Here is a 24,241-nt window from a genome sequence, read left to right on the forward strand (position 1 = left end):
GAGGTCAGGGTAAACGTGAGGCTGTTCAGTCGCAGCCCTGTATCATCCAGTTCAGCAAATAGCCATGCTGGCATCACCCGACTACTGAAGCTGAACAGGTATTCTCGCCAATCCTGGGAAGGTATAGATTGCCCGTCTCCCGGTAATGCCGATGCGGGAGTCAGTTCATTTAACGTCAGAGGGATCTGCCATTGCTGGAAATTCGACACCATCTTCATCAACTGTACTGAAACAGCAGGCACCGCTTCATTGCGAACCGGCAAAGGTTTCCACGGCAGGAATACCCGGCCTTCTTTTGCGCCCTGAACCAGGTCAAAAACCGGTGACTGCTTAAATACACTCTGTACACGCTGAACAAAATGCGCTGCTGTACCGCCAGGCATAATCTCGTAGTGAAGGCGGACGCCATCTTTTTGGCATGAACCTGCCGTCAAGCGCCAACCCGCCAATAACACCGGGATCGTCCGACTGGTCATGACACAACGTGCCAAAAACGCGGGTAACAACGGCTTATCGGCCCACGGATGAGGTAAGTCAACCGGTTTTGGCGTTTCTTCAAACAATCGTGATGCCCTGACTTGAACGGTTTCAGTCATCGGTAATCTCTCATCGGGAGATTTTCCTGACTGCAATAACCCCCATACGACAATCAACAACATGATAAATACGGCCATCAACAATAATGGTGTCCGCCACCGCCGTTGCAGGCGACACATCCGATACTGATGAGCAGACAAAGCAGAAGTTATTGAGCGCCAGTGCGCCGGATTATCAGGGTCAGATACTACCCGCCAGCTTTTATCTGGAGCCGGGTTAAAAGTTAAAAAACGGGACAGTGCTGCATTGACACTCTCGCGAGTTCCAACAATATCGGCCATTACGGACGGCAAACCATTCTGCGTCGCCAAAAATAACCATTGCCCCTCGCCCAAATCGTAAATCCCGTACCCGTTTGGGCCGGAATGCGATAAAAAAGCGATGGCTAAAGAATACGGTGTGTGACGGCAATACAATTTCCTGATTATTCCCGTTCCCATCATGCGTGTAGTCTGCTGACGTCTCCCCGAACGATTGCCCACGACCCGATGTACATCGGCGTATTGAGATCGACTGGCTACCGGACGAACACGTTGCCTTCTGCGGGGTCCCCGTTTCACCTTCATGTACGGTGACCAACGCAGGCCACCGATCCAACAATGGCGCTCGGCCTTTACAACCGTGACTTCGGGTATCTCACCGGGTATTTCTAAATCGATGCTGTTCATTGATTCATGCAGCCTTTCATTCCTCAATCCAGTAATACGGGGGTGATCAAAATAACCAACGTGCTGCGCTGATTCTCTCCGGACTGGCCTCCCCCAAGCAGGAAATTACCCGGTGTAAAGGTTCCCGCCTTAGTCACCCGAGTATCAGCCTGTTCAAATCCGGTGAGTACCAGCGCCTGCCCGGCACGTAGATTCACTTTCTGACTCAGTGAACGTAACCGGGTATACGGCATCTCGATATAAGAATTGCCTTCTTTAGATGTGAATGAACGGATAGTCGGCGGATCAGACAGGTTAAAAGCCACTTGTAACTGAACATCCCCATTACGCTGTATCAACGGCAACAAAGTCATATTAAACCCGGTAGTAATCATCCCGGGCATCAGAGCTGTGGTGGCTCCCACATCCGTAGCCGTCGTTGTACTGCTTTGAGCCACATACACCGTCTGATCAGCCATCTGTATCGGAATGGGGGTCAAATTAGTGGTCGCACTTCCTTGAGAGGTCACCACACTGACATTACCTTGCTCGCTCAACGCCTTTATCAGCAGGCTGGAACCGGAGAGTTTTGCCGCTTTCCCTGTGGCATTTTCCAAAATACTGACACCCGCAGACGTTGCCCCACTGCCCATACCGCTAAAACTGCCAGATAACGTAGCCCCCAAATTATGCAATGAGTTATAAACTAATCCCCAGTCCAACCCCATTTGCTCTTTACGGGTAGTGCTGACACTCAGCACCTGAACATTCAACAAAACCTGACGGTTGAGAACAGTATTTTGTTCTTCCACATAACGGGATACCGAATCGAGCACCGCCGGCGTGTCTGTTACCATCAGCGTTCCACTGGAGCTTGACAACCAGAACCGACCCCGTTCGGGCGTCAACATATTTTCGACTGTCTTACGGATGTCTTCGTATAAATCACTGTTCAGATCAACCGTCGTTTTCTGTGAAGAGCTGGCCTCCCCAGAGACAGAATTGTTGACATTACCACTGCCCCCTGATGTCCCCATACTACTGGTTGAACCTGAGGCAACACTGGCATTACTACTGGTACGGGTGTTGAGAACATTCAACTGAAATGTCCGGGTTTCGAATCGATAAAACACGACGGCCCTGTTATCCATCTTCCATGCAATCCCTAACCGGCTGGCAATATTGTCTAAAAGCCCCGTTAGCTCCCCTTGCCAATTGAGACCCGTGAGTCCTTCTGGCTCTCGACGCTCATCAGCATCAATTGAGTGTATATCGCGATCATCCAGCCAATCCAATGGCATACGTCCCTTATCATCAGCTGTCGGTAATGCCCTATTCATCTGGCGCGTCAACCCACCGGCAGTGGTTGATACTCGTGATAAAACATCGGGCGCTACCGTGACCCGAATACCACAAAGTTGGGTAATACGTTGTCCCAGTTCAGGTAATGTCAGCCCAACTTTACTGTTAATCGTTATCTGACAGGACGGTAACTTTACCGATGCGACAGGCTGAACTACCGGTTTCAAATTCACCCAGGGTTTATCTACCCAGGTTACTACTGGCTGTTTCAGGCTATGCTGTTGACGCAAATACTGTTGTGCTACTCGACTTTGCATACTGGCCTCACGCGCCATATTATCCACTGCCCACAAGGTACAACCGGACATCAGCGCCATGCCTGTTACCGCCGCTAATGGAACAAGGCAAGTACAAAGCCTGAGTGAACACCATTTATTTTTCATCAAATCCTGTTCGCTTTTTCAGTTGAAATACACCACATCACCATCGCTAATCCCGTCAGGGAGAGTGAGTCCTATCTCTTGACCAGATAAGCCATACAACCGTCCCTGCCGGACTTCACCAATCAACATTGACCCCTTAGTGCGTTCGCGCAGAGCGGTTACAAGACCGGGTATTTCCGGCATCCACACCCAGAGCCGATCTTGGCTGATAACATGCCGGATACGGGCATCAGGCTGAAAAGGCAGAATGAGCTTACGGAGATCCACCGTGCCATTTTTAGATGCATAGCCGCCACGCCAGTGATTAATGGCACTGGCTAATAGCAACATTTGATCTGCCAGTATCCGAGCTGTTGTGTTGTCATGATCGACGTGCAGTTGTTCTGCCTGTCGCAGCTGTATGCCACCTGCAATCAGCAAAAAAACCAAGGCAAACGCACTAATGACGTACCCCATTACGGCTTACCGGGTCACGGGTTTATCACTGACTGAAATCAGGCACTGAAGGCGACTGACTTCGGCAAACAACGGCTTCTCAGCCTGTCGGTAAAGATCAAACACTTGTACCAACAAGGACTCAAAGTTGCCTTTAAACGTCAGCGGCGCATCAATGCGGTAATCCGTCGGTGACGACCACACCACTACCCAATGTCCTCCTACCGGGCAATCCGTTGTATTAGCCCACCGCTCCAACGTTCCACGCAAAGTAGTTCCTGTTTCCGCACGCCAGATGTTGCCTATCGGTACCGTTGCCACGGGTGTACTGCCGCTGAGTAAGGATTTAACGGGCTGAGTGGGCAATACAGAAGAAATGGCAGTAGGTTTTCCTCCTGTCACAGGAGATTGAAGAATTTCTATTTTTTGTCTTTCAGCCATCGGCTGCTTCACCGGTAACGGAGTGGTTGATGTTCTGTTGGATAATGAAAGTGCCGATAACGCCTGTGAAGAAGATCTCTGCAACGGTACCCGCATTTTGGGTGGTGTTATCCGACCAACCGTTGTCTCAGAAAATTGACAATATTCATCACGTAAAACAAAACACACTTCACGATTCACCTCATCTACCCGGATACGCCATGCAGACCCGGCAACAATCTGTAACGCCTCATTGAGCCGTATCGGCCCAATTTTGCGTTGAATAGCCGGTAATGGCCTGCCTATCAATTTAACGAAATGGGTTGCGGCGGTATCACACAACGAATAACCGGTTCCAAATAGCAGATAGCGCAATCCATCACCAATGCGTTGTACCAATGGTACTGGCATAGTGATATTGATGATTTGATTGAGTGGTTCACGCTGCGCAGACTGGCTGCCTACACTCACCAAGGTATAGCGCTCATAGCGCGTAACTTCTGGTGTCAGAGAATAGATATCGGATACGGCGGGACGTGCCTGATGAGAACAGTGAAAACTTACACCGGATGCGGTAGTCTCCTGAGTTTGTCCGGCACACCAGCCAATACCATGACGGACAGCCAACTGAGTGAGAAAAAACAGGGTTTTTCATGAGCATTCCCATGCAGGTGATCTTAAATGCGGCTTACTGTGCGGGGATCCGGGACTACGCTCAATGCAAAACTCTTTTTGCAAAATCAAAAAAAACGCACCGATCGAAGTCAGTACACCAGATGAGTCAATTTGTCAGAGTTAAACGTTAATGCCAGAACGGATCTGCCCGCCAGTTATGAGCAAACCCAGCGCTACGCAGGTAAGGTTGAATCGCCGGGTATTGCTGTGTCAGATCATCAATCGTGTCAAAAAAGTCCAGGCTGGTAATACCGAGCGTTTTGATCATCTGATTCATGACTACCAGAGCATTATAAAGGCGATTCGTCTGTAGCGGCACAACCGTTAGAAGATGCATAATATCTTTTGGCGCAGGCAGATTGACGTTCCAAAGGCGGCTATGATGGGCACACTTGTTGCGAACATCACGTAGCACGGTAACCCAATTAGACAGAGTTGAAAATTTTCGCGCACCAAATTCAGCCGCTAATCTTTGCAGTGTGTTACTGGCCGTACCAGGCAGATTATAAAAATAGTGGTTATTGATGACTGAATAGATCTTCTGAAGCGCACCAATTGTCAGAAACTCACTGGCGATCCAGAATGGGGGAAGCTGTTTGAAATTGTCGTGCGTCTCGTTGAAATACTTAGCTTTATAATTATGGGCGTAGGCTTCTTTGCTGTTAAGGAATTCTGAAGCTATCCGGCTGCGAATAGCATCAAGTTTTTGCGTACCGTTCGTGGTTAAAAAGAATGTATTATCAAGATACCAGAACAGATTATTACTGTGCGCGGCGAGTGTGTGATCGAGACGGCTGCGTAATTTAACTTCCAGTCTGGCGATGACCTTAAAAAGGTAAGCGCGGAGTTCCTCATCAAACCGGTAAATCTGAACGCCATGCTCAAAGAACGCTGTCGGACGGTAATGCTTGCCGCCGGGGCTGGCCGAATCGAGGAACGGATGCAGGTAAATTTTGAAGTGGTGATAGCTTATCTGACTAAGAATTTGTTCTGCATCAGCAGTATTCTGAAACTGAAGATGCTTAGCCTGTAAATCGGCAACAAGATCCCCTGGTGAACGATACGGCTTTGGATAGAGGGTATAAGGCATGATTAGCAGTCATCCCTGAAGAAGAAAAAGAGGCAAAAAAAAAGCCCACGAACATCCCCTAGGGAACATTGCGAGCGTTGTTAGGGCTAATATTACGCCCGACGTAGATTTTGTCAACGCATTTTGACACTTCTGTCAGATTCGCATAGGGTTATTCTCGGTATCTGTGAGTAACCAGACTTTTGATGTGTCCTGAAATCCTCCCTACTTGGTGCAGCTACTGATGCGGCTGCATGCTCATTATCGCTATCTGGTTGAACAGATTAATGAACTTGAAGCCGCGCTGGAACAGGCGTTAAACCGTAATGAGGCAGGACAACAGCTTCTGACAATTCCTGACGTTGGTCCAATAACTGCTAGCGTTTTATCTTCTCAGTTAGGCGATAGCAAACAGTATGCTCGCAGCCGGGACTTTGCTGCATCGACTGGTCTGGTCCCTCGTCAATACAATACCGGCGGAAAAAAATACGCTACTGGGAATGTAAACGTGGCGATAAAAATCTGTGACGGTTGTTGGTTCAGTGTGCCCGAGTTTTTATCCAGCGCATCGACCATCAATCGGGACGTCTGGCCAGCTGGGTTAAAGCGAACTGGTCAGAAAACACGCTTGTGTAGTGGCTTGTGCGCTGGCAAACAAATTGGCCCGGATAGCTTGGGCTATCACGACACGACAAACTGTGTTCGAAAGGTAACGGTAATTGCCCTGCTTGAGCAGGGACGCTATCGTTAATTTAAGCAGTTACCCATCGGGTTTTGCGAAGACTGATTATTGATGACATGAACGACCTGATGAAAAACCTAAGCATAAAAATGGCTCATTGAAGTTCATCAGGTGCAGAACTCATTGAGGTGCGGGCATTCTTGTCCATAGAGACGCCGGATAGATTTAAACAAGCCTACCATTAATCAAAATCAGTGTTGCAAAAACGGGGTGACCATAGATTTATGCTCTCCTCCGCTTAGAGCGCTCACAACGGAAATAGTCATTTGCGTGCCTCATGTATTGTTGGTGGTTTTGTTGGTTGTTTAGTAAAGCAGGTTTGCGCCCAGCGAGCTTTTGGATCTCCATAGTAATATAACGGGAATATCTCGTAATTCTCCAAAGATCTCGTATTGTCCCACGGGTTACACACTTCCCAAACTGGATGTGACGGTGGTTGTGACTCCTTCATATTAAATCCGGCCGATATCACCACTACGTGACCCCCAGTATCACCCAAGGCGGGAACTTTCTTTGAGAAAAAAACGGCAACGACAAATGGCCGACTATTAAACAGTTCTCCTATACAAAGACTCGCATTAGCTTTTCCTTCTATTGCTTTCTCAAGCGCCCCTATTGCCCCTAAGGACTTGTCTGGCATTCCCTCCTTATTGCAATTATCACCACCTGGAAAATGGTTGTAGGGAGCTACACAAGATCCAGGGTTAAGCTGTCGGACTTCAGAATAAATCGGCTCTTGTAGGTAACGATACGGTCTCTGCGCATACCCTTTACGCCAGAAATCCGTGACATAGGGTTGTTTGTCGGCTTCTATGCTACGTTTGGAGGCAAAAAGCGCCACTCTCTTTAAAGAGAGGCATCTCGGTAAATTGCCATTTTGAATATCAATCATGTTGTCCTCACTTGTTGAAAATGCGACTCCAGTTTTAGAATTTCAGATCACCAATCACATTAGATTTTAAGCTCGTAAATTATAAAAAACATATATAAAAAAACAGCCACAATTAACATATTATGCCGTCATAGTTAATTTTAACATCGGATTAGTAGCTATTTTTGTATAAACATGGGGTTGCGAAGAGGCATATTTAAATGTAAATTGCTTTGTATTAACTTAAAATACATACACTACGTACAAACTTCATTATTATTAGTAAGTGTCAGTATATAAAAGCTCCTTTCATTGGGATCTTTTCTATCTACTTATTAGAATCCTTTGAAAGGATAGAAGTTATGAAATAGGCTAAATAATTGATCCTAATTGTGCTATATATTTGCCATACCATGACTACCTCCAGGAAAGGGGGATACGTTGTGCATAAAATGCTTAATTTTCCTGAGGAGTTCCCACATATATTGGAATCGGTGGTTACGTGTTATCGTTTCATGCAGGGCGTACCAAGGTTTCTCAATCAGATTCACCCATGGCGAATAAATGGGTTGGAATAACAATCTGAACTTCGGGTTATTTTTCAACCAAGCCTCTGTCTTACGGCTTTTATGGATAATGTAGTTATCCCGTATCAACGTGATATTTTTGGCTCTTTGGTAATGCTGTTTCAGCTTTTCCAGCATCGCAATAAACAACTCAGTGTTCTTCTTACTGCCTGAAACATAAAGCACTTTATCTATTCCGGCATGAAGCGCTCCCGTCAGATAATGCTTACAGTTGTTTCCGGGCGTGACCACTTTTTTCTGCTGCCCTTTAAGTGTCCAATCTGCGCCAATTTTCGGCTTGAGATCGATATCGCCTTCGGTAAACCAATTCACCCCTCGCCCAATAGAAGAACGCTCCGCCCCGGTAATATCACGGGTTTCTATAACCATTTTTCCTTTATGAAGCAGTAAGATAGCAATAAGTCTCCGTGCGTAACCTTTATCTGATATGCGTTGGATTTCTTTTTGCATTCTGCGTCTTTCGTCGCGGGGTATCGGAGCTATGATAGACATGACTCAGTCCTGTTAGTGATTTGTGATGTTTAGCCATCGATCAGATCACTAAATTTGGACTGAGTTCATTGATCTACTATTCAGAACAGTTAATTAGGTGTTTAGTTCTAGCTTCCAATAAGAGAGTTTATGCCCGCAAATTACGCTTGGATGGTAGGCCACTTGTTTTGGTGGTATACTCAAATAGGCATTACGGTCATTCGCTGGCTGTATAGTGTAAAGGCCATTATGATGTTCGCTAACTGTAAATTTCAGGGTATTACCATCAGGACTATCCACAGTCAAGGCATCATAAATACGGCCATCTACTACTATCTTTTCATAACCGTTTGCCAACCTAAAAAATTGCCCACGGATTAACGCGTCTAGTGCCCCTATCTGAGCTCCGTCAAACCGGTGTGATATAGCCCATACCACATGAATATTATTTCTCTCCTGAGATACTTCATCAAGACTAAACCCTCTAACTATACGATTTGAACTAGACTCTCGAACTCCGAGATATAAACCTGTTTCTTCGTTAATTAACCTGTAATACATAACATACTCCTTTTTAGATATTTATAAGATAAAATTCACATATCGTTATATATAGTGTGTTTAAGAAAAATCAAGAAACCATCGAATTTTTTACTTGTCATACACAATATAAGATTTATTTTATTTTTATACAAAATATAAACTTCATCAGAGCCATGTCAACAAATTACTAATTATTTCATTAGAGCTTATGTTCGGAGAACATAAATAAAGTGTGGAGTAAATCATCCAAATGATTCCTATTAAAGTTTGTACATAGTGTATGCATTTAAAGTTAATACAAAGCAATTTACATTTAAATATGTCTCTTCACAACCCCATATTTATACAAAACAAATAACTATTAATCCGAGAGCCAAATTAACTATGCTACCACAATATGTTAATATAGCGTCTTTTTTTATATGTGATTTTTATAATTTACGAACATAAAATCCAATATGATTCGTAATCTAAAATTCTAAAACTGGAGTCGCATTTTCAACAAGTGAGGACAACATGATTGATATTCAAAATGGCATTCTACCGAGATGCCTCTCTTTAAAGAAAGTGGCGCTTTCTGCCTCCAAACGTAGCATAGAAGCCGACAAACAACCCTATGTCACGGATTTCTGGCGTAAAGGGTACGCGCAAAGGCAGGAGCAAACGTTTTGGTGCTGGATCGCTGTGGCTGCAAGTATAGGCAGTTATTATGCGCGGAAACCGTATCGTTACCTACAAGAGCCGATTTATTCTGGTGCCCGACAGCTTAACCCTGGATCTTGTGTAGCTCCCTACAACCATTTTCCAGGTGGTGATAATTGCAATAAGGAGGGAATGCCAAACACGTCCTTGGAGGTGATAGGGGCGCTTAAGGAAGAAATAAAAGGAAGAGCTGATTTTAACCGTTGTGCACAAGAACTAGCTAATAATAGTCCATTTGTCGTTGCCGTTATTTTCTCAAAGAAAATTCCCGCCTTGGGTGATACTGGGGGTCATGCAGTAGTGATATCAGGCGGATTCGATCTGGTGCCACAATCATCGACAAATCCATATCCAGTTTGGGAGGTTTGCAATCCGTGGGACAATACGAAAACGCTCGAGAATGCCCATATATTCCCGTTATATTACTATGGAGATTCAGAAGCTGACTGGAGGCAAACCTGCTTTACTAAACAACCAACAAAACAACCAACAATACATGAGGCACGTAAATGACTATTTCCTTTGTGAACGATCCAAGCGGAGCGGACAGTGTTATCGTTTCTTTTTTGCAAGGTATTATAGATGGAGGCTCGCTTAGCGAAGCTGACAAAAACAATAAAATAAATACCAACGACGTCTCATCGTCGAACCCGATTAAAATGTACTATGTCGATCACAATGAATTTGAAAAAACGAAATCTTTGACCAAAGCTGCCCACGCTACAGGTTGGAGGTATCTATTGTTGTCAGGCAGCTCTGCCGTGTCCGACCTCCATTTGAACATGCACGATGCAAATCTCATCGTCTCTTCGATGACCCTTGATGGCCCGATACCCATCTCGACAGTTGAGGCACTCCTTGCAGCGGAAATGGATAGTAGGGTTCAACAGCAAGGCTATGAAGTGCGGCAACTTAATTTACCTTGGTGTCATTTCGTGGCTCTATGGTTGCACAACCCAATTCACGACATTATCATCCCGCTTAAGCCAACATTAATCCGGGATATCGCGATCCACAAATTGTATGAGGTGGAAGAGATCTCAAACAAAATTATAGCGCAAATAGGTTGACTCTAAGATGCTAAACTATAATGCCCAGTTAAAAAAATGGGCATCTTTTAGTTTTTGGTCGGCGGAAAATAGGTGCAACCTTGATGTTGAACTCATTAGCTAATGGTTTCTGCATAAAATCACCCAAAGAATGTACTTCATGAGTTTAAAGTAGCTCACTCTGCAAAAAACGTGATTTGACATCAATACAGTAGTAATTCTGCCAGGTGTACACAGCTTTAATTCTGCGCGTAAACAGCTCCATGAAAGACTCCTTTCTTTACATTTTTACATAGTATTCACCCTGATAAAATTAGCCAAGATATTTTTTACACACGCAAAAAAAGTAAAACCCCCGCAGGCACTGTCTCTTGATCATATTTCATAGATCAAGAGACAGGCTCATCGGAGGGTGTCGCAAAAGGCCAGCATTAAAAATAAACCCACAGAGATTTATTGCCTGTTATTGGGACTGACAACCCATGGCAGGCTAAAAATAAGCCATAATATCAGAGCAACTGCCCTTGATAAGTTATACGCTATGGCGTACAAGGTAAATTCCACTTTGACTCCGGTTTGTCCATCCGTAAACACAGTTTATCTCGCGCGTCATCTTCCGGGTAACGTTTAATTTTTCTGCCCTTTTTCGCCTGAGTACACTTTTCTTTTTCCCGGCAATCGGCACAATTTGCTCCGGTATGGACCCGATGCTCACGGCTTTTTTCGGACGGTCTTACTGTACTGACATGAAGATGGCGTCAGGGAATGTCTCGGCCTATGTTAAGGCCAGCGATATTGCCATGCTTTATACGGTAACCGATCTCAACGGACTCAACCGTATTTCTCGTGCAGTATTGTCTAATGCTGCAAATATGATGGCGGGCTCTGTCAATTATTTTATGCCATTGGCTGATATTCATAAACCCGCTTTAGGGTTGACGATGTTTGGTATGACGACTCCGTGCATTAATCAGCTCACTGCCGCGTTAAATACTCAATACGATTGCCTGGCTTTTCATGCTACCGGCAATGGTGGAACAAGCATGGAGAAATTGGCTAAAGACGGCGAATTGGTTTGTGTTTTGGATATTACATTAACAGAAATTGCTGATCTATTATTTGGGGGTGTTTTGGGTTGCCCTGACACACGCTTAGACGTCATTGCAAAAAAAAGCATTCCGTGGATTGGCAGTGCTGGCGCTTTGGACATGGTTAACTTTGGTGCAAAGGACACGGTTCCAGAACGCTACAGCAATAGGCTATTTGTCGAGCATAATTCTCAGGTGACATTAATGCGAACCACACCCGAAGAAAACTATCAGCTTGGTATCTGGATAGGGAACAAACTTAATAAGTGTAATGGACCTATTCGATTTATTATTCCGGAAGGCGGATTCTCTACTCTAGATTGCCCTGAACAACCTTTTTATTTACCTGCATCAACACAGGCTTTCTGTCATGGACTAAAAAAAACAATAAAACAAACAGAATTGCGAAAAGTTATAAAAACACCTTTTCACATCAATTCACCACAATTTTGTGCTCTGGTAATACAGCAATTCAAGGAAATTACAGAACACCAAGGAATTTCTCATGAAGAAAAAATATAATCAGATTATTGAAGCTATAAAACAAAAAGTCGAACGTAACGAAACTATTATTGGAGCGGGTGCAGGCACGGGGCTTTCAGCGCGTTGCGAGGAAGCAGGCGGGGCAGACCTCATTATCGTATATAATTCTGGACGCTTCAGAATGGCTGGCAGAGGATCATTGGCCGGATTAATGCCATACGGTAATGCAAATGAAATTGTCAGAGAAATGGGTAATGAAATATTGCCGATAGTTAAGGAAACACCTGTATTAGCGGGTGTCTGCGGTACTGATCCATTCTGTAATTTATCTCTTTTCCTGGATGAATTGAAGGCACAAGATTTTGCTGGTATTCAAAACTTCCCAACAGTAGGGCTTATTGATGGAAAGTTCAGAAAAAATCTGGAAGAAACAGGCATGGGTTATGCATTGGAGGTAGAGCTAATCCGCCTGGCACATAAAAAAGGAATGATTACCACTCCTTATGTTTTCAATGCAAAAGAGGCTGAGGCTATGGCACAAGCAGGTGCTGATATCATTGTTGTACATCTGGGGCTAACCACTGGCGGTGATATTAGTGCTAATACATCATATGATCTGAAATCTTGTATACCAATCATTAACGCTTGTGCTTCGGCAGCTAAAACTATCCGAAATGACATTATTACGTTATGTCACGGCGGCCCAATTTTGGAACCGGAAGATGTCGCCTATATTATGGCTCATTGTCCCAATTGTCATGGGTTCTATGGTGCCAGTTCAATGGAGCGTTTGCCAACAGAACAAGCCATCAAACACACTATCCAGAAATTTAAAGAAATTAATCGGGGTTAGTGAGAATTAACCTTAAGCTATGTGGAAACTTAGTACTATTTTTTTGCGGGTCTCCCTCATTGCGAGTGCGAGTATCTCTGGTGATGTGATCTTCATAATTATCCCTATAACGGATAAATACAAAATATCCCCTGAAAGGGATATATCGACGATTAAGAGAAGGCAAACCTGACCCACGTTACCGCAGGTCAGGCACATCACTGTGATTTTCCTTTATAGAAAGGAGAACCATCACAACTCACGCTTTGGACAATCAATCACGTCGAAATTTTTGCTGTAACAAACGTAAAATTCATCACGATTGATCTGAATGGTTTTTCCCTTCAATGATGGGTTATTTTTCTGGAGGAACTTAATTAACTGTTTATTAGATGGACGATCATTAGGCAATACCAATCCATCAAACAGTTCTTGCTGTTTACTGAAAAATTGATCTGGCGTTGTAAACGCACAAACACCATGTTTTTCCCACTCAGCTTGTAACAAATCTGCCCCCGGAGAAGCGCATAGATAAGGTTTAATCACCTGATAATCCAGTGGTGACAAATCCCCTTTGCAAAGACGTGGATGTTTTCTGACATCAGACCAATCACGGCACTGTGCCATTGATTTACTATCACAGGTTTGCGCCCACAAACCGTGAATTACCCAACTAAATTTGTTTTCGGAGAAACATTGCAATTCAAACTTTTCATATTCACGCTGCGCTTCAGCAAGTTTGTTACTATTTTTCAGGCGCTCAATATTCTTTGCTTTGCTCTTACAAAATGCTGGAGAATAACTAATAGCCAGTTTGAAGTAATCTGTCGATGCGGTTGCATTCTGACCATAACGGTCACCTTTAGCAACATAATCATAATCTTTCGGCGGAGTAGCAGGTAAGATACAAGACACCCCCTCTTCCAATGTTGATCGAGACTCCAACGAGTCAGTCACTTCTGGTTGCTTCACACAGCCCACAATCAGTAAAACGAATATTGCTGATAATAAATTAAAAAAACGCATCTTAATTCCTTTATGGGAAATTATTTCCCTGTTGATGGTAAACAAACAAAAACCTGCCAAAATTAAGGCAGGCGACTATTAAAATTATTTTTTTCAGTCAGATCAATTTGATACACAGCAAAACCGATCTCATCATTTTCCAAATATTTCACAGGATATTGAGAAAATGTTTTGATGAATCTCGCCGCTTTCTCACTTGGAGACGTTTCGAAACGGATATCCAATTTCTTGTCAGTTTTGATTGGCATAATCGACCAATTATTCTCTGCTTTGGTCGCTACTATCCCTTTCTGTTTAGACATTTTAGCAATGTAAGCAGCCAAAATAGCGCGGTTCTCATCCGGTGAAGCGAATGCAATGTAATCTTCGCCTGTGCCGGCAAATTTACCACCATAGGCGCGGTAGTTATTGGTAGCAATGAGAAATTTAGCGTGAGGATCGATCGGTTTACCTTGGTAAGTCAGCTCTTTGATACGATTCGCCCCTTGATGGATGATCTGGCAATCAACGTCGTATTTAGCAGGTTGAGTCAGATCAATCTTATAATTCACGCCACTTATCATGTCGAAGTTATAAGTACGGAAGCCGCTCCAATTCAACAGATACTGCGGCTGAGTTGAATTTGGATCAATCTGGTTATACATGCCGGCCGAACACTCCAACCATTCAATCACATCAGCACCGGTGACCTTCACAACAGCCAGTGTATTGGAATAGAGATACAAATCTGCTGCGTTACGAAAGGTTAAATCACCTTTTTCAACTTCAACAAACTCTGCGGGTGCATTTTTACGCCCGCCAACTTTGAATGGTGCCGCAGCGGCCAGAACAGGAATATCCGCTAAATCGGGATCACCTTGAATAAAATGCCGCGTGTAATCGGCTTGTGCATCATTCACAATCTGCACTGTCGGGTCACTTTGAATCAAAGCCAAATAGCTATACATATTGGCAGACGCTTTGCCAATCAATTTACCGACAAAACCCCGCGTTCCCTGATGAGCTTGCCCAATAATTTTTGCCAATTCACTATCACGCTCAACCAGTGCCTTTTTATTCACTTTGTCATAAATCGGGCGCGCTTCCGCTTTGGCTTCCGTCACTTTCCAGGCCCCACCCTCGTTGTCGATAACCATATCAACAACACCTAAATGATCACCCCATTGGCCAGGCATAACAGCCGGAATACCGTTAACCGTACCTTTGGCAACATCAACGCCTTTAATATCGGCAAATTCTTTGTTTGGAAACACACCGTGTGAGTGACCAAACATAATCGCATCAATACCTTTAACTTCACTCAAGTAATAAACCGAGTTCTCAGCCATTGCCTTATAAGGCTCCTTGGAAAAACCGGAGTGAGGAATAGCAATAATCAAATCTGCCCCCGCTTTTTTCATTTGAGGAACAAATTTTTTCGCGGTTTCAGTGATATCGTTAACGACAACTTTCCCATCCAGATTGACCTTATCCCAGATAACAATCTGTGGCGGTACAAAACCAATATAGCCAATCTTGATGGTATGATTTTTACCCTCCCGGTCTTTTACTGGCGTATCAACAATAATATAGGGGGTGAAATAGTTCTTACCGGTTTTCGCATCCATGATGTTGGCATTGATATAAGGGAACTTCGCACCGGCAATGGCTTTTTTCAGATAATCCAAACCAAAGTTAAACTCGTGGTTACCAAAGTTACCCACGGTATAACCCATGGTATTCATTAACTGATGTGCTGGATGAGATTCCCCTTTTTTAAGACCTTTTGCGGCCACGTAATCAGCCAGTGGGCTACCTTGAATCAAATCACCGTTATCGACCAGAATGGTGTTAGAGGCTTCTGCTTTGGCAGCTTTAACTAAACTCGCTGTGCGTACCAAACCAAATTGTTCTGTAGATTTATCTTTAAAGTAATCAAAATCAATCAGATTACTGTGAACATCAGATGTTTCCATTACCCGCAAATCAACTGTTGCAGCATGGACATTACATGCGACCAATAAGGTTAATGTGGAGACTTTCAACACATTGTTAACCATTTCACACCTCTTTTTTAGGTAGTTTAGGATGACTCAAAATCAGCTCTCCTTTAACTGTCAACTTACAAGTACAGATGAGCGTCGATTTCCACAATCATCTGTTTTTTATTTTCATAAGCTGGATTGTCGCTGTGCGCATCATCATATGCCGTTTCAACGAACAAACTCAGGCTATTGTACTGAGAAATTGCAAAACGTTTATCTCAACCAACAAGATAAATCTGTTTTTTTATAGTTAGGGTACCTGCATTTTTATCACGCAAAGAGTCACTCGCAGACATACCACTTTGCCAAGATCTCACCCCTCCTATAGCACTAACACAGTAAAATCTGTCCTCTAACCACCTTTAACACGGTTTAATTTAAGTTAAGTGAGAATAAAATATCTACAATGCTTTGTATTTAATTATTAGCTTTATTTCTGGACAAAAATCTCTCTATTCCATTGAGCCGGTAAAATATTCAGGCTAATAAATACCGCTCATAATATTACCGTATAAAACAAATTTGTTAACAAATTGTAAATATTTTCAAGCAATCAATTATCATCCATATTATGGTTTCCTTATATAAACTTTTATGGTTTTTAATGACAAAATAATCGTTAATTTAGGTTATAATGATGAACACTTTTAATTAAAAATGAGTGATTCTATTAAAATTTCAATTTTTTATATAACCTTCAACCAAACAATCTACTGTAACCATATAATAAATAAACATAAAAATCATTTTCGTGATAAAATGCACAATTACATCGTTAAACAAATAAATAATTAAAATTATTTGTGATAATAGTCACATCATTAGGTAACTTTATCTTGTTAATTTTATTAATTACATTATTTATAAAAAAACAATTTAAACATTAAAACTTTAAAAATTAATTTAAATATAAATTAATTTTAATTCCAAAATAAGAAAACTTTAAAAGTCATAAAAAACAATGTTATTAATTTTATATAAAACCAATCTCTAAAATTAATTAAATTTATTTCTTACAAAATATATAGATATATTTAACATATTATAAAAAACAAAAAAAACATTTATCTTTTAAAATAAAACAAAAATAGTAAATTAATTTACAAACAAAATATGAAAATTAATTATCATACTGATTTAAAAGAAAAATAATCTAATAACTATTTTTAAAATTATAATTTATCAATAACTTTGACACCACTAAAATTACTATAAACGACTTTTCTGATCAGCATGACACATTCACCCATCGTCCCCACTATCTCACTCAATTCAGCAATGAAAGAGAAAATAAAAAAATTTATGCTCCCCTCTTGACCAGAAACAATAATTACATTAATTTCATTTAACATTAGAAAGAATATCATTGAACCTTATCATTTCAGCACTCACTTAGAGCCGAAAGAATTTAGAATAAGTTTATAGCAATAATTGATTATATACCCTATGGATTTCAAGATGGATCGCGACGGCAAGGGAGTGAATCCCCGGGAGCATAGATAACTATGTGACCGGGGTGAGCGAGTGCAGCCAACAAAGAGGCAACTTGAAAGATGACGGGTATAGTAATAGTTAATTAGCTAGAACTCGCGTTAACTATTCATTAATTTTAAAGAGATTTTAAGGTTAATCGCTGACATCAAAACAAAAAACATAAAATAATATAACATTTTAAAGCATTTTTTCTCATCAGGATTACTGAGGATTTCCTGACAAGTTAATAACACCTCTACTGTCTTTATTCATCACCATTAACCCTAAGATAATCAAAACATTATGATGGAGGTAACTACAAATGAAATGGTATGTCAAGGAAGCCCTCGAAATTAATCAGGCTATACCATACGAGGAATCAATCAATATCGAAGCGGGTTTTGGACCAACAGGGCTTCCACACATAGGAACCCTTTGTGAAATCCTCCGAGCCAATCTCATCAAAACCGAATTGGAGAAAGCAGGCAGAACAGTTAATTTTTATCTCATTTCAGATGATTTGGACCCTTTCAGAAAAGTGCCTTTGAATATTCCAAATGCTGAACAATTAACGCCTTATCTAGGCCAACCGATAAGCAAGGTGCCGGACCCTTTCGGAAATTTCCCGTCATTCTCTGAAATGGCGGAATATCAACTCATGAAGCTCGCCACAGAATACGAAATAGAGTGTCAGCTAGTCAGAAACTCTTTAGCCTATCAAAATGGCGATTACAATGACGAAATCAAACTATTCCTACAAAATTTTTTGGTGCTAAACCAAATATGCAAGGAATCTACCGGATCTTTAAGACAAAGAACCTACAGCATGATCATGCCCATTTCTGAAAGAACTGGCGCCGTACTGGAACATATTATAGTAACCGACGTGAACCCTGCATCAGGAGAAATAACCTATTACATACCTGGCGATGAAGTCATTAATAAACCCGGTTATGAATATGGCGTAGAAATTCGAGAATTCTATAAAAATGAAATATTGGATCAAGAGCAAACTATTTCAGTACTAAACGGTAAATCTAAACTTCAGTGGAAAGCAGACTGGGGTATGCGCCTCCTTGCCAGAAACATTCATTTTGAAATGCATGGTGAAGATTTGCTGGCTTCTGCCGATGTTGCTCGCCAGATCGCGGGAGCATTAGACAAGCCAATTCCACGTTTTTACAAATATGGGCTTTTCCTTGATGATTCAGGTAAAAAAATATCGAAATCGAAAGGAAATAGTTTCTCTTTAGATGATATTCGCCATCTGCTTACACGAGACGCAATTCGCACTTACCTCTCAAAAGAGCCACAGAGATCGTCTAAATTTTATGTCGCGCTGGCACCACATCTAAATGATCAAGCTAATATTTCGCAAAAAGATGGAAAAAGACTATCTTTTTCAAAGATAGCAAGAATATTACACGCGTCAAAACCAGCAAATAAACTCGCGGCTGAAAACTTTCTGAATCGCTATAAAAGACCGGGAGAATCCATTTCAGATCAGGAATTTGAAATAAGTTATCATTATTATATCAGGACATGTAAAAATGAAAATCAAGGGTTACAAAACATTAAAGAAGAAAAGTATTTCTCAGCCATTGCCAATTCAATAAGTTCAGGAGAAATATCCACTAAAGATCAACTTTTCCAGCATATAATCAGTACATATAAAGACCATTTTTCAGATGATAAATCATCCCAAATATGGCCTATGCTCTACCGAGGGTTATTTGGTGATACCAAAGGCCCACGAATTAAAACATGGTTAGATTTAAATTGCATGCAGCATGTTTTAACCCATTTTAGCAGCCCATATAAAAACTCATACCAAAAAAATGAGGAAAATATCGTTAACAACGAAATTAACAAATCTCAAAAAGAGAGATTAATAAACAATAGCATCGAGGAGAACAAAACATATATGACTAAGTTATACAGTAAAATTAATTTCAGCGAAATCAGGAAAAAATGTGACGAACTTTCCTCCGCTTTACAGAAGAATAGTGAGGCGTTAGTTAAAGCACTCTCTGGCTATCAATGTAAAAACGTCACCGAAGATGAAATTCTCCGTTCAATAGATGTCTTGAATAATATTGAGAACAACAGAGAATTTTTCAAAAAGAAAATTTATGGTGTGACATCATTCCTCCCGCTTAACCAACCCATTTACGCTTCTGTATGTTTTGGTTTTATCCCTTCACTTATGGCAGAAAATGTGTGCATACGCCCCCCGACAGCAATGCATACACATTACAAAAAATTTGAGGCGGTTATTAATTTATCCGAATTTTCTCCAACATTATCTATTTCTTATGAAGATAAAGAGTTATTTTTAAGTCAACGCGTAAAAATAACGGATGCAGTAATCTTTACGGGAACACCAGAGAATGCGCTCAAAGTACGTAAACATTTCAGAAAAAACACCTTATTTATTCTTAATGGTGCCGGTCATAACCCACTTATTATCTCAAAAGATGCAGACATTAATCTGGCTGTTGAAAGTGCAAAACGAGTTGTTCTTTACAATCAAGGGCAGGATTGTGCTGGTCCAAACGCCATATTAGTACACAATGATATATACGATTTATTCAAGCAACGATTAATCTCTGATTTGAAGAATATTGAAGATAGAGTTGGCCCTTATAGTGACTATAAAAATATTGTCGGTCCCAATAGCGATATTGATCACAGTATAAAAATTGCTTCAGTATTTAAAGTAAATAGACTCTATTGCACCTATGGAGGAGAGGTTAATCCCATCAATGGCATGATAAAACCAACGGTTTTCGAGAAAGAATTATCATTAGGTGGCAATTATAAAGAATTTTTTGCCCCTGTGTTCTTCTTACAAAGATATTATCAGGATCAAGATTTAATCCATTATTTTTCTGATCCTTTGTATTCTGCTAATGCTATGTATATATCTCTGTTTGGTACCAGTGACTATATCTATCATCAACTCAGCGAACACCTTCACTTACCAGATAGTATTCTGAATAATACTGACTTACATCTGGAAGAACACGGTTATCTTCCCTATGGTGGTCAAGGGCCGGCTGCTTCATGCCTTTGGTATGAAGGTAATAGGATTAACGGCAGTACGTTGCCACAACGTGATATATACCATTATTTAATTGAACCCTTTGATACCCTTCCCATGCCAAAGAGTGAAAAGCACCACTGCGTTCAAGCGGGAATTTAAGCTACTCCGGTAAGTCCTGACTTCAACGGATGACCTGACAGCGCCGTACTTTCATAAGTAAGTAAGCACGGCGTGTCTCCGCGTTTAAATATACCCGTTATCTTTCAAGTTGCCTCTTTGTTGGCCGCACTCGCTCACCCCAGTCACATAGTTACCTATGCTCCCGGGGATTCACTCCCTTGCCGTCGCGATGCATCTTGAAATCCATAGGGTATATAATAAAGTCATCAATCAGGATAATTGATACAAGATACTAGGGCTTATCCCTGTGATTCGCTATCATGCAACCTTATGTTGGTCATGCTCACCGATTCATTGAGCAAAAATATGGGGTAATTTTATGTTGTGGTTCAAAAATTTAATGATTTACCGTTTAAACCGGGAAATTTCACTTTCTGCGGATGAACTGGAAAAACAATTGAGTCCGTTAGCATTCACCCCATGTGGCAGTCAAGATATGGCGAAAACAGGTTGGGTGCCACCAATGGGTTCACACAGTGACGCCTTTACCCATGTCGCGAATAACCAAATTCTGATTTGCGCCCGTAAAGAAGAAAAGATGTTGCCTTCACCGGTTATCAAGCAGGCACTACAAGCAAAAATTGAAAAACTGGAAGGAGAACAGCATCGCAAACTTAAAAAAACAGAGAAAGACTCTCTGAAAGATGAAATATTACATACCTTGCTACCACGGGCATTTAGCCGATTCAGCCAAACTTATATTTGGATCGATATCGCCAATAATCTAATTATTGTTGACGCGGCCAGTGCTAAACGGGCCGAAGATAATTTGGCATTATTGAGAAAAAGCTTGGGTTCTTTACCTGTTGTTCCTCTGACATTTAAAGACCCGATAGAATTAACCCTGACAGAATGGGTACGTTCCGGTGATTTACCGACAGGTTTTGCTTTAATGGATGAAGCTGAATTAAAAGCTATTCTGGAAGAGGGTGGCGTGATCCGTTGTAAAAAACAAGATTTAGTTTCTGACGAAATCGCCACCCATATAGAAGCAGGCAAATGTGTCACCAAATTGGCGCTCGATTGGGAAGAGCGTATTCAGTTTATGCTGTCAGATGATGGTACTTTCAAGCGCATAAAATTCAGTGATACTCTGCGTGAACAAAATGATGACATTGATCGGGAAGATGTTGCCCAACGGTTTGATGCTGACTTTATTCTGATGACCGGTGAATTAAGTGCATTGATTAACAGCACCATTGAAGCACTAGGCGGCGAAGCAGAAAAATAACCTCAACCTTTAATGCTATTTGCCGCTTTGAACTATTTTTCAGAGCGGCATTCTTATGTCTTTCTCAACCTTATACTTTAATCAACAACAGTGGAGTGCAGATATGATATTTGATATCCCATTAGCCGAAAACTGGCAGATAATAGAGCCTGAAAATCGCGGCTGGTCTAAAGATCAGAAATACCATGTTGTTGATAAACAAGGTAAGCATTTGTTATTACGCTTGGCAGATATCAGCCAAGAAGATAAGAAAAAACAAGAATTCTTCTGGACACAACAACTATTTAGACAAAATATTCCCATGTCTGAACCCATTAATTTTGGCATTTGCAACAACGACCAGAGTGTTTATTCTTTGCTAAATTGGATCGAAGGACAGGATACTACTCATTGGCTGGAACAACATAATGAACAATTACAATATGAAGCAGGTTTACAAGCAGGAAAACATTTAAAAAAAATACATCAATTAACAATCCCATCTCAAACCATTTCTCCCCGCCAGGAAGCAGAAAACATTTATCAGGAAAAACTGGCCCGGTATGAACAATGTGGGATCAAGATCCCTCATGAAGCAGACTTTACTGATTTCATAAAGGATAATTTCTCTCTGCTTAATAATATATCCCCTGTGTTCCTACATGGTGATTATCATGTCGGGAATATGATAATCGATAATAAACATAAACTGTGGGTTATTGATTTCAATCGTTATCGTTTTGGCGATCCGGCCAAAGACTTTAGTCAGATGATGATATTTAGCCGATTACATAGCACGGCATTTGTTCATGGACAAATGGATGGTTATTTTGCAGGCCAACCAAGCCAAGAGTTTTTAAAAAGAATCGCTTTTCATACCGCCTATAACGCTTTCTTTAGTTTACTTTGGGCACAATCATTTGGAGAAAAAACAATTCAAAATTGCCTTAACCGTATTAATATGATCTGGCACGATTATCAAGGATTTAAACGCAGTATGCCAAGCTGGTATAAGCCTTAAAACCAAATTGATGACTGAATCGGAACAACATCTGCATTCATTAATTATAAATCATTAGATTCGGTCATCATCAAACTATTTCAATTATATACCCTATGGATTTCAAGATGCATCGCGACGGCAAGGGAGTGAATCCCCGGGAGCATAGATCACGATGTGACCGGGGTGAGCGAGTGCAGCCAACAAAGAGGCAACCGGGTATAATAACGTTAAAACTAGTCACGGTAATCCAATTAGGTATTCAATGAATTCAGCTAAAAAAGGCTATCAGCCGCCTTTCTCGATTACAGCTAAAATGATCCAATTAATTGCTGAAATCAGTGAAAATATCGGGCGGTTAAGCACAGAACAGGAACAAATAACCGCTTTGCGATTGAGACGTATCAATCGGATACGCACAATTCACGGTTCACTGGCAATTGAAGGTAACTTACTTGATGCAAGCCAAATCACAGCCATTATTGAAGGAAAGCGAGTTATTGCACCGATCAGTGAAATACAAGAAGCGCGTAACGCTATCTTGGCTTATGAAAAGCTTAACCATTGGCATTTCACATCAGAGCAAAACTTACTGGAAGCCCATTATGTTCTGATGAAGGGATTGCTAGATAATGCCGGCAGTTATCGACACAGCGGCGTCGGTGTAATGGATGGAGAAAAAGTCATTCACATGGCTCCACAGGCAAACCGGATTCCAAAGCTGATGGGTGATCTTTTTCACTGGTTAGGCTCTACTGATATTCATCCACTTATTGCCAGTTGCATTTTCCATTATGAATTTGAATTCATTCATCCATTTGCCGATGGAAACGGCAGAATAGGCCGGTTATGGCAGACATTGATTTTAAGCCACTGGAATCCATTATTTGAATTTATTCCCGTTGAAAGTCTGGTTTATGAACATCAAGCTCATTACTATCAGGCAATTAATCTCAGTAGCCAACTTGTTGATTGTGCACCGTTTATTGAGTTTATGCTGCACATGATCCGTGATGCAATTCTGACATCTACCCATCAGGCTACCCATCAGGCTACCCATCAGGCTACCCATCAGGCTACCCAACAAGTTAAACAACTAATTATGGTATTGAAAGGGGAAATGAACCGTGGGCAACTGCAATCAGCACTTGGATTAAAAGATCGTAATTCATTCCGTCTGCGCTATTTGCAACCCGCTTTGGCAGCAGGATTAATTGAAATGAGCCATCCAGAAAAACCGAGCAGTCCATTACAGCGCTATCGTTTGACAGAAAAAGGGGTAAATTTAAAAGCTCACCACAAATAGTGAAAAGTAACCAATTCCTA

19 protein-coding genes and 2 pseudogenes are annotated in these 24,241 nt (G+C 41.5%); 9 read left to right on the plus strand and 12 right to left on the minus strand.

What is annotated here, in order from left to right; translation table 11 throughout:
* From pilO2 to LGZ98_RS13995, 5 genes are all read right to left on the minus strand, one after another.
* A partial coding sequence (gene pilO2, locus LGZ98_RS13975; RefSeq protein WP_262978195.1) for a type IV pilus inner membrane component PilO occupies positions 1-1,265 on the minus strand: 1,265 nt, incomplete at its 3' end.
* Positions 1,266-1,288: 23 nt separating this feature from the next.
* Positions 1,289-2,923: a PilN family type IVB pilus formation outer membrane protein gene (gene pilN, locus LGZ98_RS13980; RefSeq protein WP_262978208.1), complete on the minus strand. Its 1,635-nt coding sequence runs from the start codon at positions 2,921-2,923 to the stop codon at positions 1,289-1,291.
* 84 nt (positions 2,924-3,007) lie between these two features.
* A complete protein-coding gene (pilM, locus tag LGZ98_RS13985) occupies positions 3,008-3,445 on the minus strand; it encodes a type IV pilus biogenesis protein PilM (RefSeq protein WP_262978196.1) in 438 nt (145 codons plus the stop codon).
* 6 nt (positions 3,446-3,451) lie between these two features.
* Entirely contained in the window at positions 3,452-4,471 is a 1,020-nt protein-coding gene (gene pilL2, locus LGZ98_RS13990; RefSeq protein WP_228900653.1) for a PFGI-1 class ICE element type IV pilus protein PilL2, read from the minus strand.
* Positions 4,472-4,646: 175 nt separating this feature from the next.
* Positions 4,647-5,609 carry an Abi family protein gene (locus LGZ98_RS13995; protein ID WP_113042337.1) on the minus strand — a complete coding sequence of 321 codons (963 nt, stop codon included), beginning with the start codon at positions 5,607-5,609 and terminating at the stop codon, positions 4,647-4,649.
* Between the two features lie 199 nt (positions 5,610-5,808).
* On the opposite strand from LGZ98_RS13995, the pseudogene LGZ98_RS14000 reads away from it, so the two are divergent.
* Positions 5,809-6,301 (plus strand): annotated as a pseudogene (locus tag LGZ98_RS14000) (transposase); the annotation flags it as partial.
* A 291-nt stretch (positions 6,302-6,592) separates the two neighbouring features.
* Here the strand turns inward: LGZ98_RS14000 and LGZ98_RS14005 are convergent.
* The 3 genes from LGZ98_RS14005 to LGZ98_RS14015 form a co-directional block, all read right to left on the minus strand.
* Positions 6,593-7,222: a hypothetical protein gene (locus tag LGZ98_RS14005; protein ID WP_113042339.1), complete on the minus strand. Its 630-nt coding sequence runs from the start codon at positions 7,220-7,222 to the stop codon at positions 6,593-6,595.
* Positions 7,223-7,596: 374 nt separating this feature from the next.
* On the minus strand, positions 7,597-8,280 hold the full coding sequence (locus LGZ98_RS14010; RefSeq protein ID WP_113042340.1) for an IS630 family transposase: 684 nt from the start codon (positions 8,278-8,280) through the stop codon (positions 7,597-7,599).
* Positions 8,281-8,373: 93 nt separating this feature from the next.
* Positions 8,374-8,820, minus strand: a complete 447-nt coding sequence (locus LGZ98_RS14015; RefSeq protein WP_146748094.1) for a hypothetical protein — start codon at positions 8,818-8,820, stop codon at positions 8,374-8,376.
* A gap of 498 nt (positions 8,821-9,318) precedes the next feature.
* Here LGZ98_RS14015 and LGZ98_RS14020 point away from each other — a divergent pair, with 498 nt between their 5' ends.
* Together LGZ98_RS14020 and LGZ98_RS14025 are read left to right on the plus strand one after the other, a co-directional pair.
* Positions 9,319-10,017 carry a cysteine peptidase family C39 domain-containing protein gene (locus LGZ98_RS14020; RefSeq protein ID WP_228902892.1) on the plus strand — a complete coding sequence of 233 codons (699 nt, stop codon included), beginning with the start codon at positions 9,319-9,321 and terminating at the stop codon, positions 10,015-10,017.
* The gene (locus LGZ98_RS14025; protein ID WP_021325903.1) at positions 10,014-10,574 is read left to right on the plus strand and encodes a hypothetical protein; all 561 of its coding nucleotides are present in this window, start codon (positions 10,014-10,016) and stop codon (positions 10,572-10,574) included. Before LGZ98_RS14020 ends, LGZ98_RS14025 begins: the two co-directional genes overlap by 4 nt.
* Before the next feature lie 518 nt (positions 10,575-11,092).
* Here LGZ98_RS14025 and LGZ98_RS24300 read toward each other — a convergent pair.
* Positions 11,093-11,278, minus strand: a pseudogene (locus tag LGZ98_RS24300) (hypothetical protein); the annotation flags it as partial.
* Positions 11,279-11,305: 27 nt separating this feature from the next.
* Between LGZ98_RS24300 and LGZ98_RS14030 the strand changes: the two are divergent.
* Positions 11,306-12,163: a Tm-1-like ATP-binding domain-containing protein gene (locus LGZ98_RS14030; RefSeq protein WP_262978197.1), complete on the plus strand. Its 858-nt coding sequence runs from the start codon at positions 11,306-11,308 to the stop codon at positions 12,161-12,163.
* The gene (locus LGZ98_RS14035; protein ID WP_262978198.1) at positions 12,147-12,977 is read left to right on the plus strand and encodes a phosphoenolpyruvate hydrolase family protein; all 831 of its coding nucleotides are present in this window, start codon (positions 12,147-12,149) and stop codon (positions 12,975-12,977) included. The genes LGZ98_RS14030 and LGZ98_RS14035 overlap by 17 nt, the downstream gene beginning before the upstream one ends.
* 231 nt (positions 12,978-13,208) lie before the next feature.
* Here LGZ98_RS14035 and LGZ98_RS14040 read toward each other — a convergent pair whose 3' ends face one another.
* The 3 genes from LGZ98_RS14040 to LGZ98_RS14050 form a co-directional block, all read right to left on the minus strand.
* Positions 13,209-13,982 carry a ribonuclease T2 family protein gene (locus LGZ98_RS14040; RefSeq protein ID WP_262978199.1) on the minus strand — a complete coding sequence of 258 codons (774 nt, stop codon included), beginning with the start codon at positions 13,980-13,982 and terminating at the stop codon, positions 13,209-13,211.
* A 62-nt stretch (positions 13,983-14,044) separates the two neighbouring features.
* A complete protein-coding gene (locus LGZ98_RS14045; protein WP_262978200.1) occupies positions 14,045-16,021 on the minus strand; it encodes a bifunctional 2',3'-cyclic-nucleotide 2'-phosphodiesterase/3'-nucleotidase in 1,977 nt (658 codons plus the stop codon).
* A 1,157-nt stretch (positions 16,022-17,178) separates the two neighbouring features.
* Entirely contained in the window at positions 17,179-17,373 is a 195-nt protein-coding gene (locus LGZ98_RS14050) for a hypothetical protein (RefSeq protein ID WP_262978201.1), read from the minus strand.
* A gap of 428 nt (positions 17,374-17,801) precedes the next feature.
* On the opposite strand from LGZ98_RS14050, the gene LGZ98_RS14055 reads away from it, so the two are divergent.
* From LGZ98_RS14055 to LGZ98_RS14070, 4 genes are all read left to right on the plus strand, one after another.
* On the plus strand, positions 17,802-20,684 hold the full coding sequence (locus LGZ98_RS14055; RefSeq protein WP_262978202.1) for an aldehyde dehydrogenase family protein: 2,883 nt from the start codon (positions 17,802-17,804) through the stop codon (positions 20,682-20,684).
* Positions 20,685-21,024: 340 nt separating this feature from the next.
* On the plus strand, positions 21,025-21,936 hold the full coding sequence (gene rdgC, locus LGZ98_RS14060) for a recombination-associated protein RdgC (protein WP_113042351.1): 912 nt from the start codon (positions 21,025-21,027) through the stop codon (positions 21,934-21,936).
* A 103-nt stretch (positions 21,937-22,039) separates the two neighbouring features.
* Complete coding sequence (locus LGZ98_RS14065) at positions 22,040-22,936, plus strand: aminoglycoside phosphotransferase family protein (protein ID WP_262978203.1); 897 nt, start codon at positions 22,040-22,042, stop codon at positions 22,934-22,936.
* Between the two features lie 244 nt (positions 22,937-23,180).
* Entirely contained in the window at positions 23,181-24,221 is a 1,041-nt protein-coding gene (locus LGZ98_RS14070; protein ID WP_262978204.1) for a Fic family protein, read from the plus strand.
* Positions 24,222-24,241 lie beyond the last annotated feature (20 nt).

It is taken from the genome of Photorhabdus kayaii, assembly GCF_025384895.1.
Taxonomy (GTDB): domain Bacteria; phylum Pseudomonadota; class Gammaproteobacteria; order Enterobacterales; family Enterobacteriaceae; genus Photorhabdus; species Photorhabdus kayaii.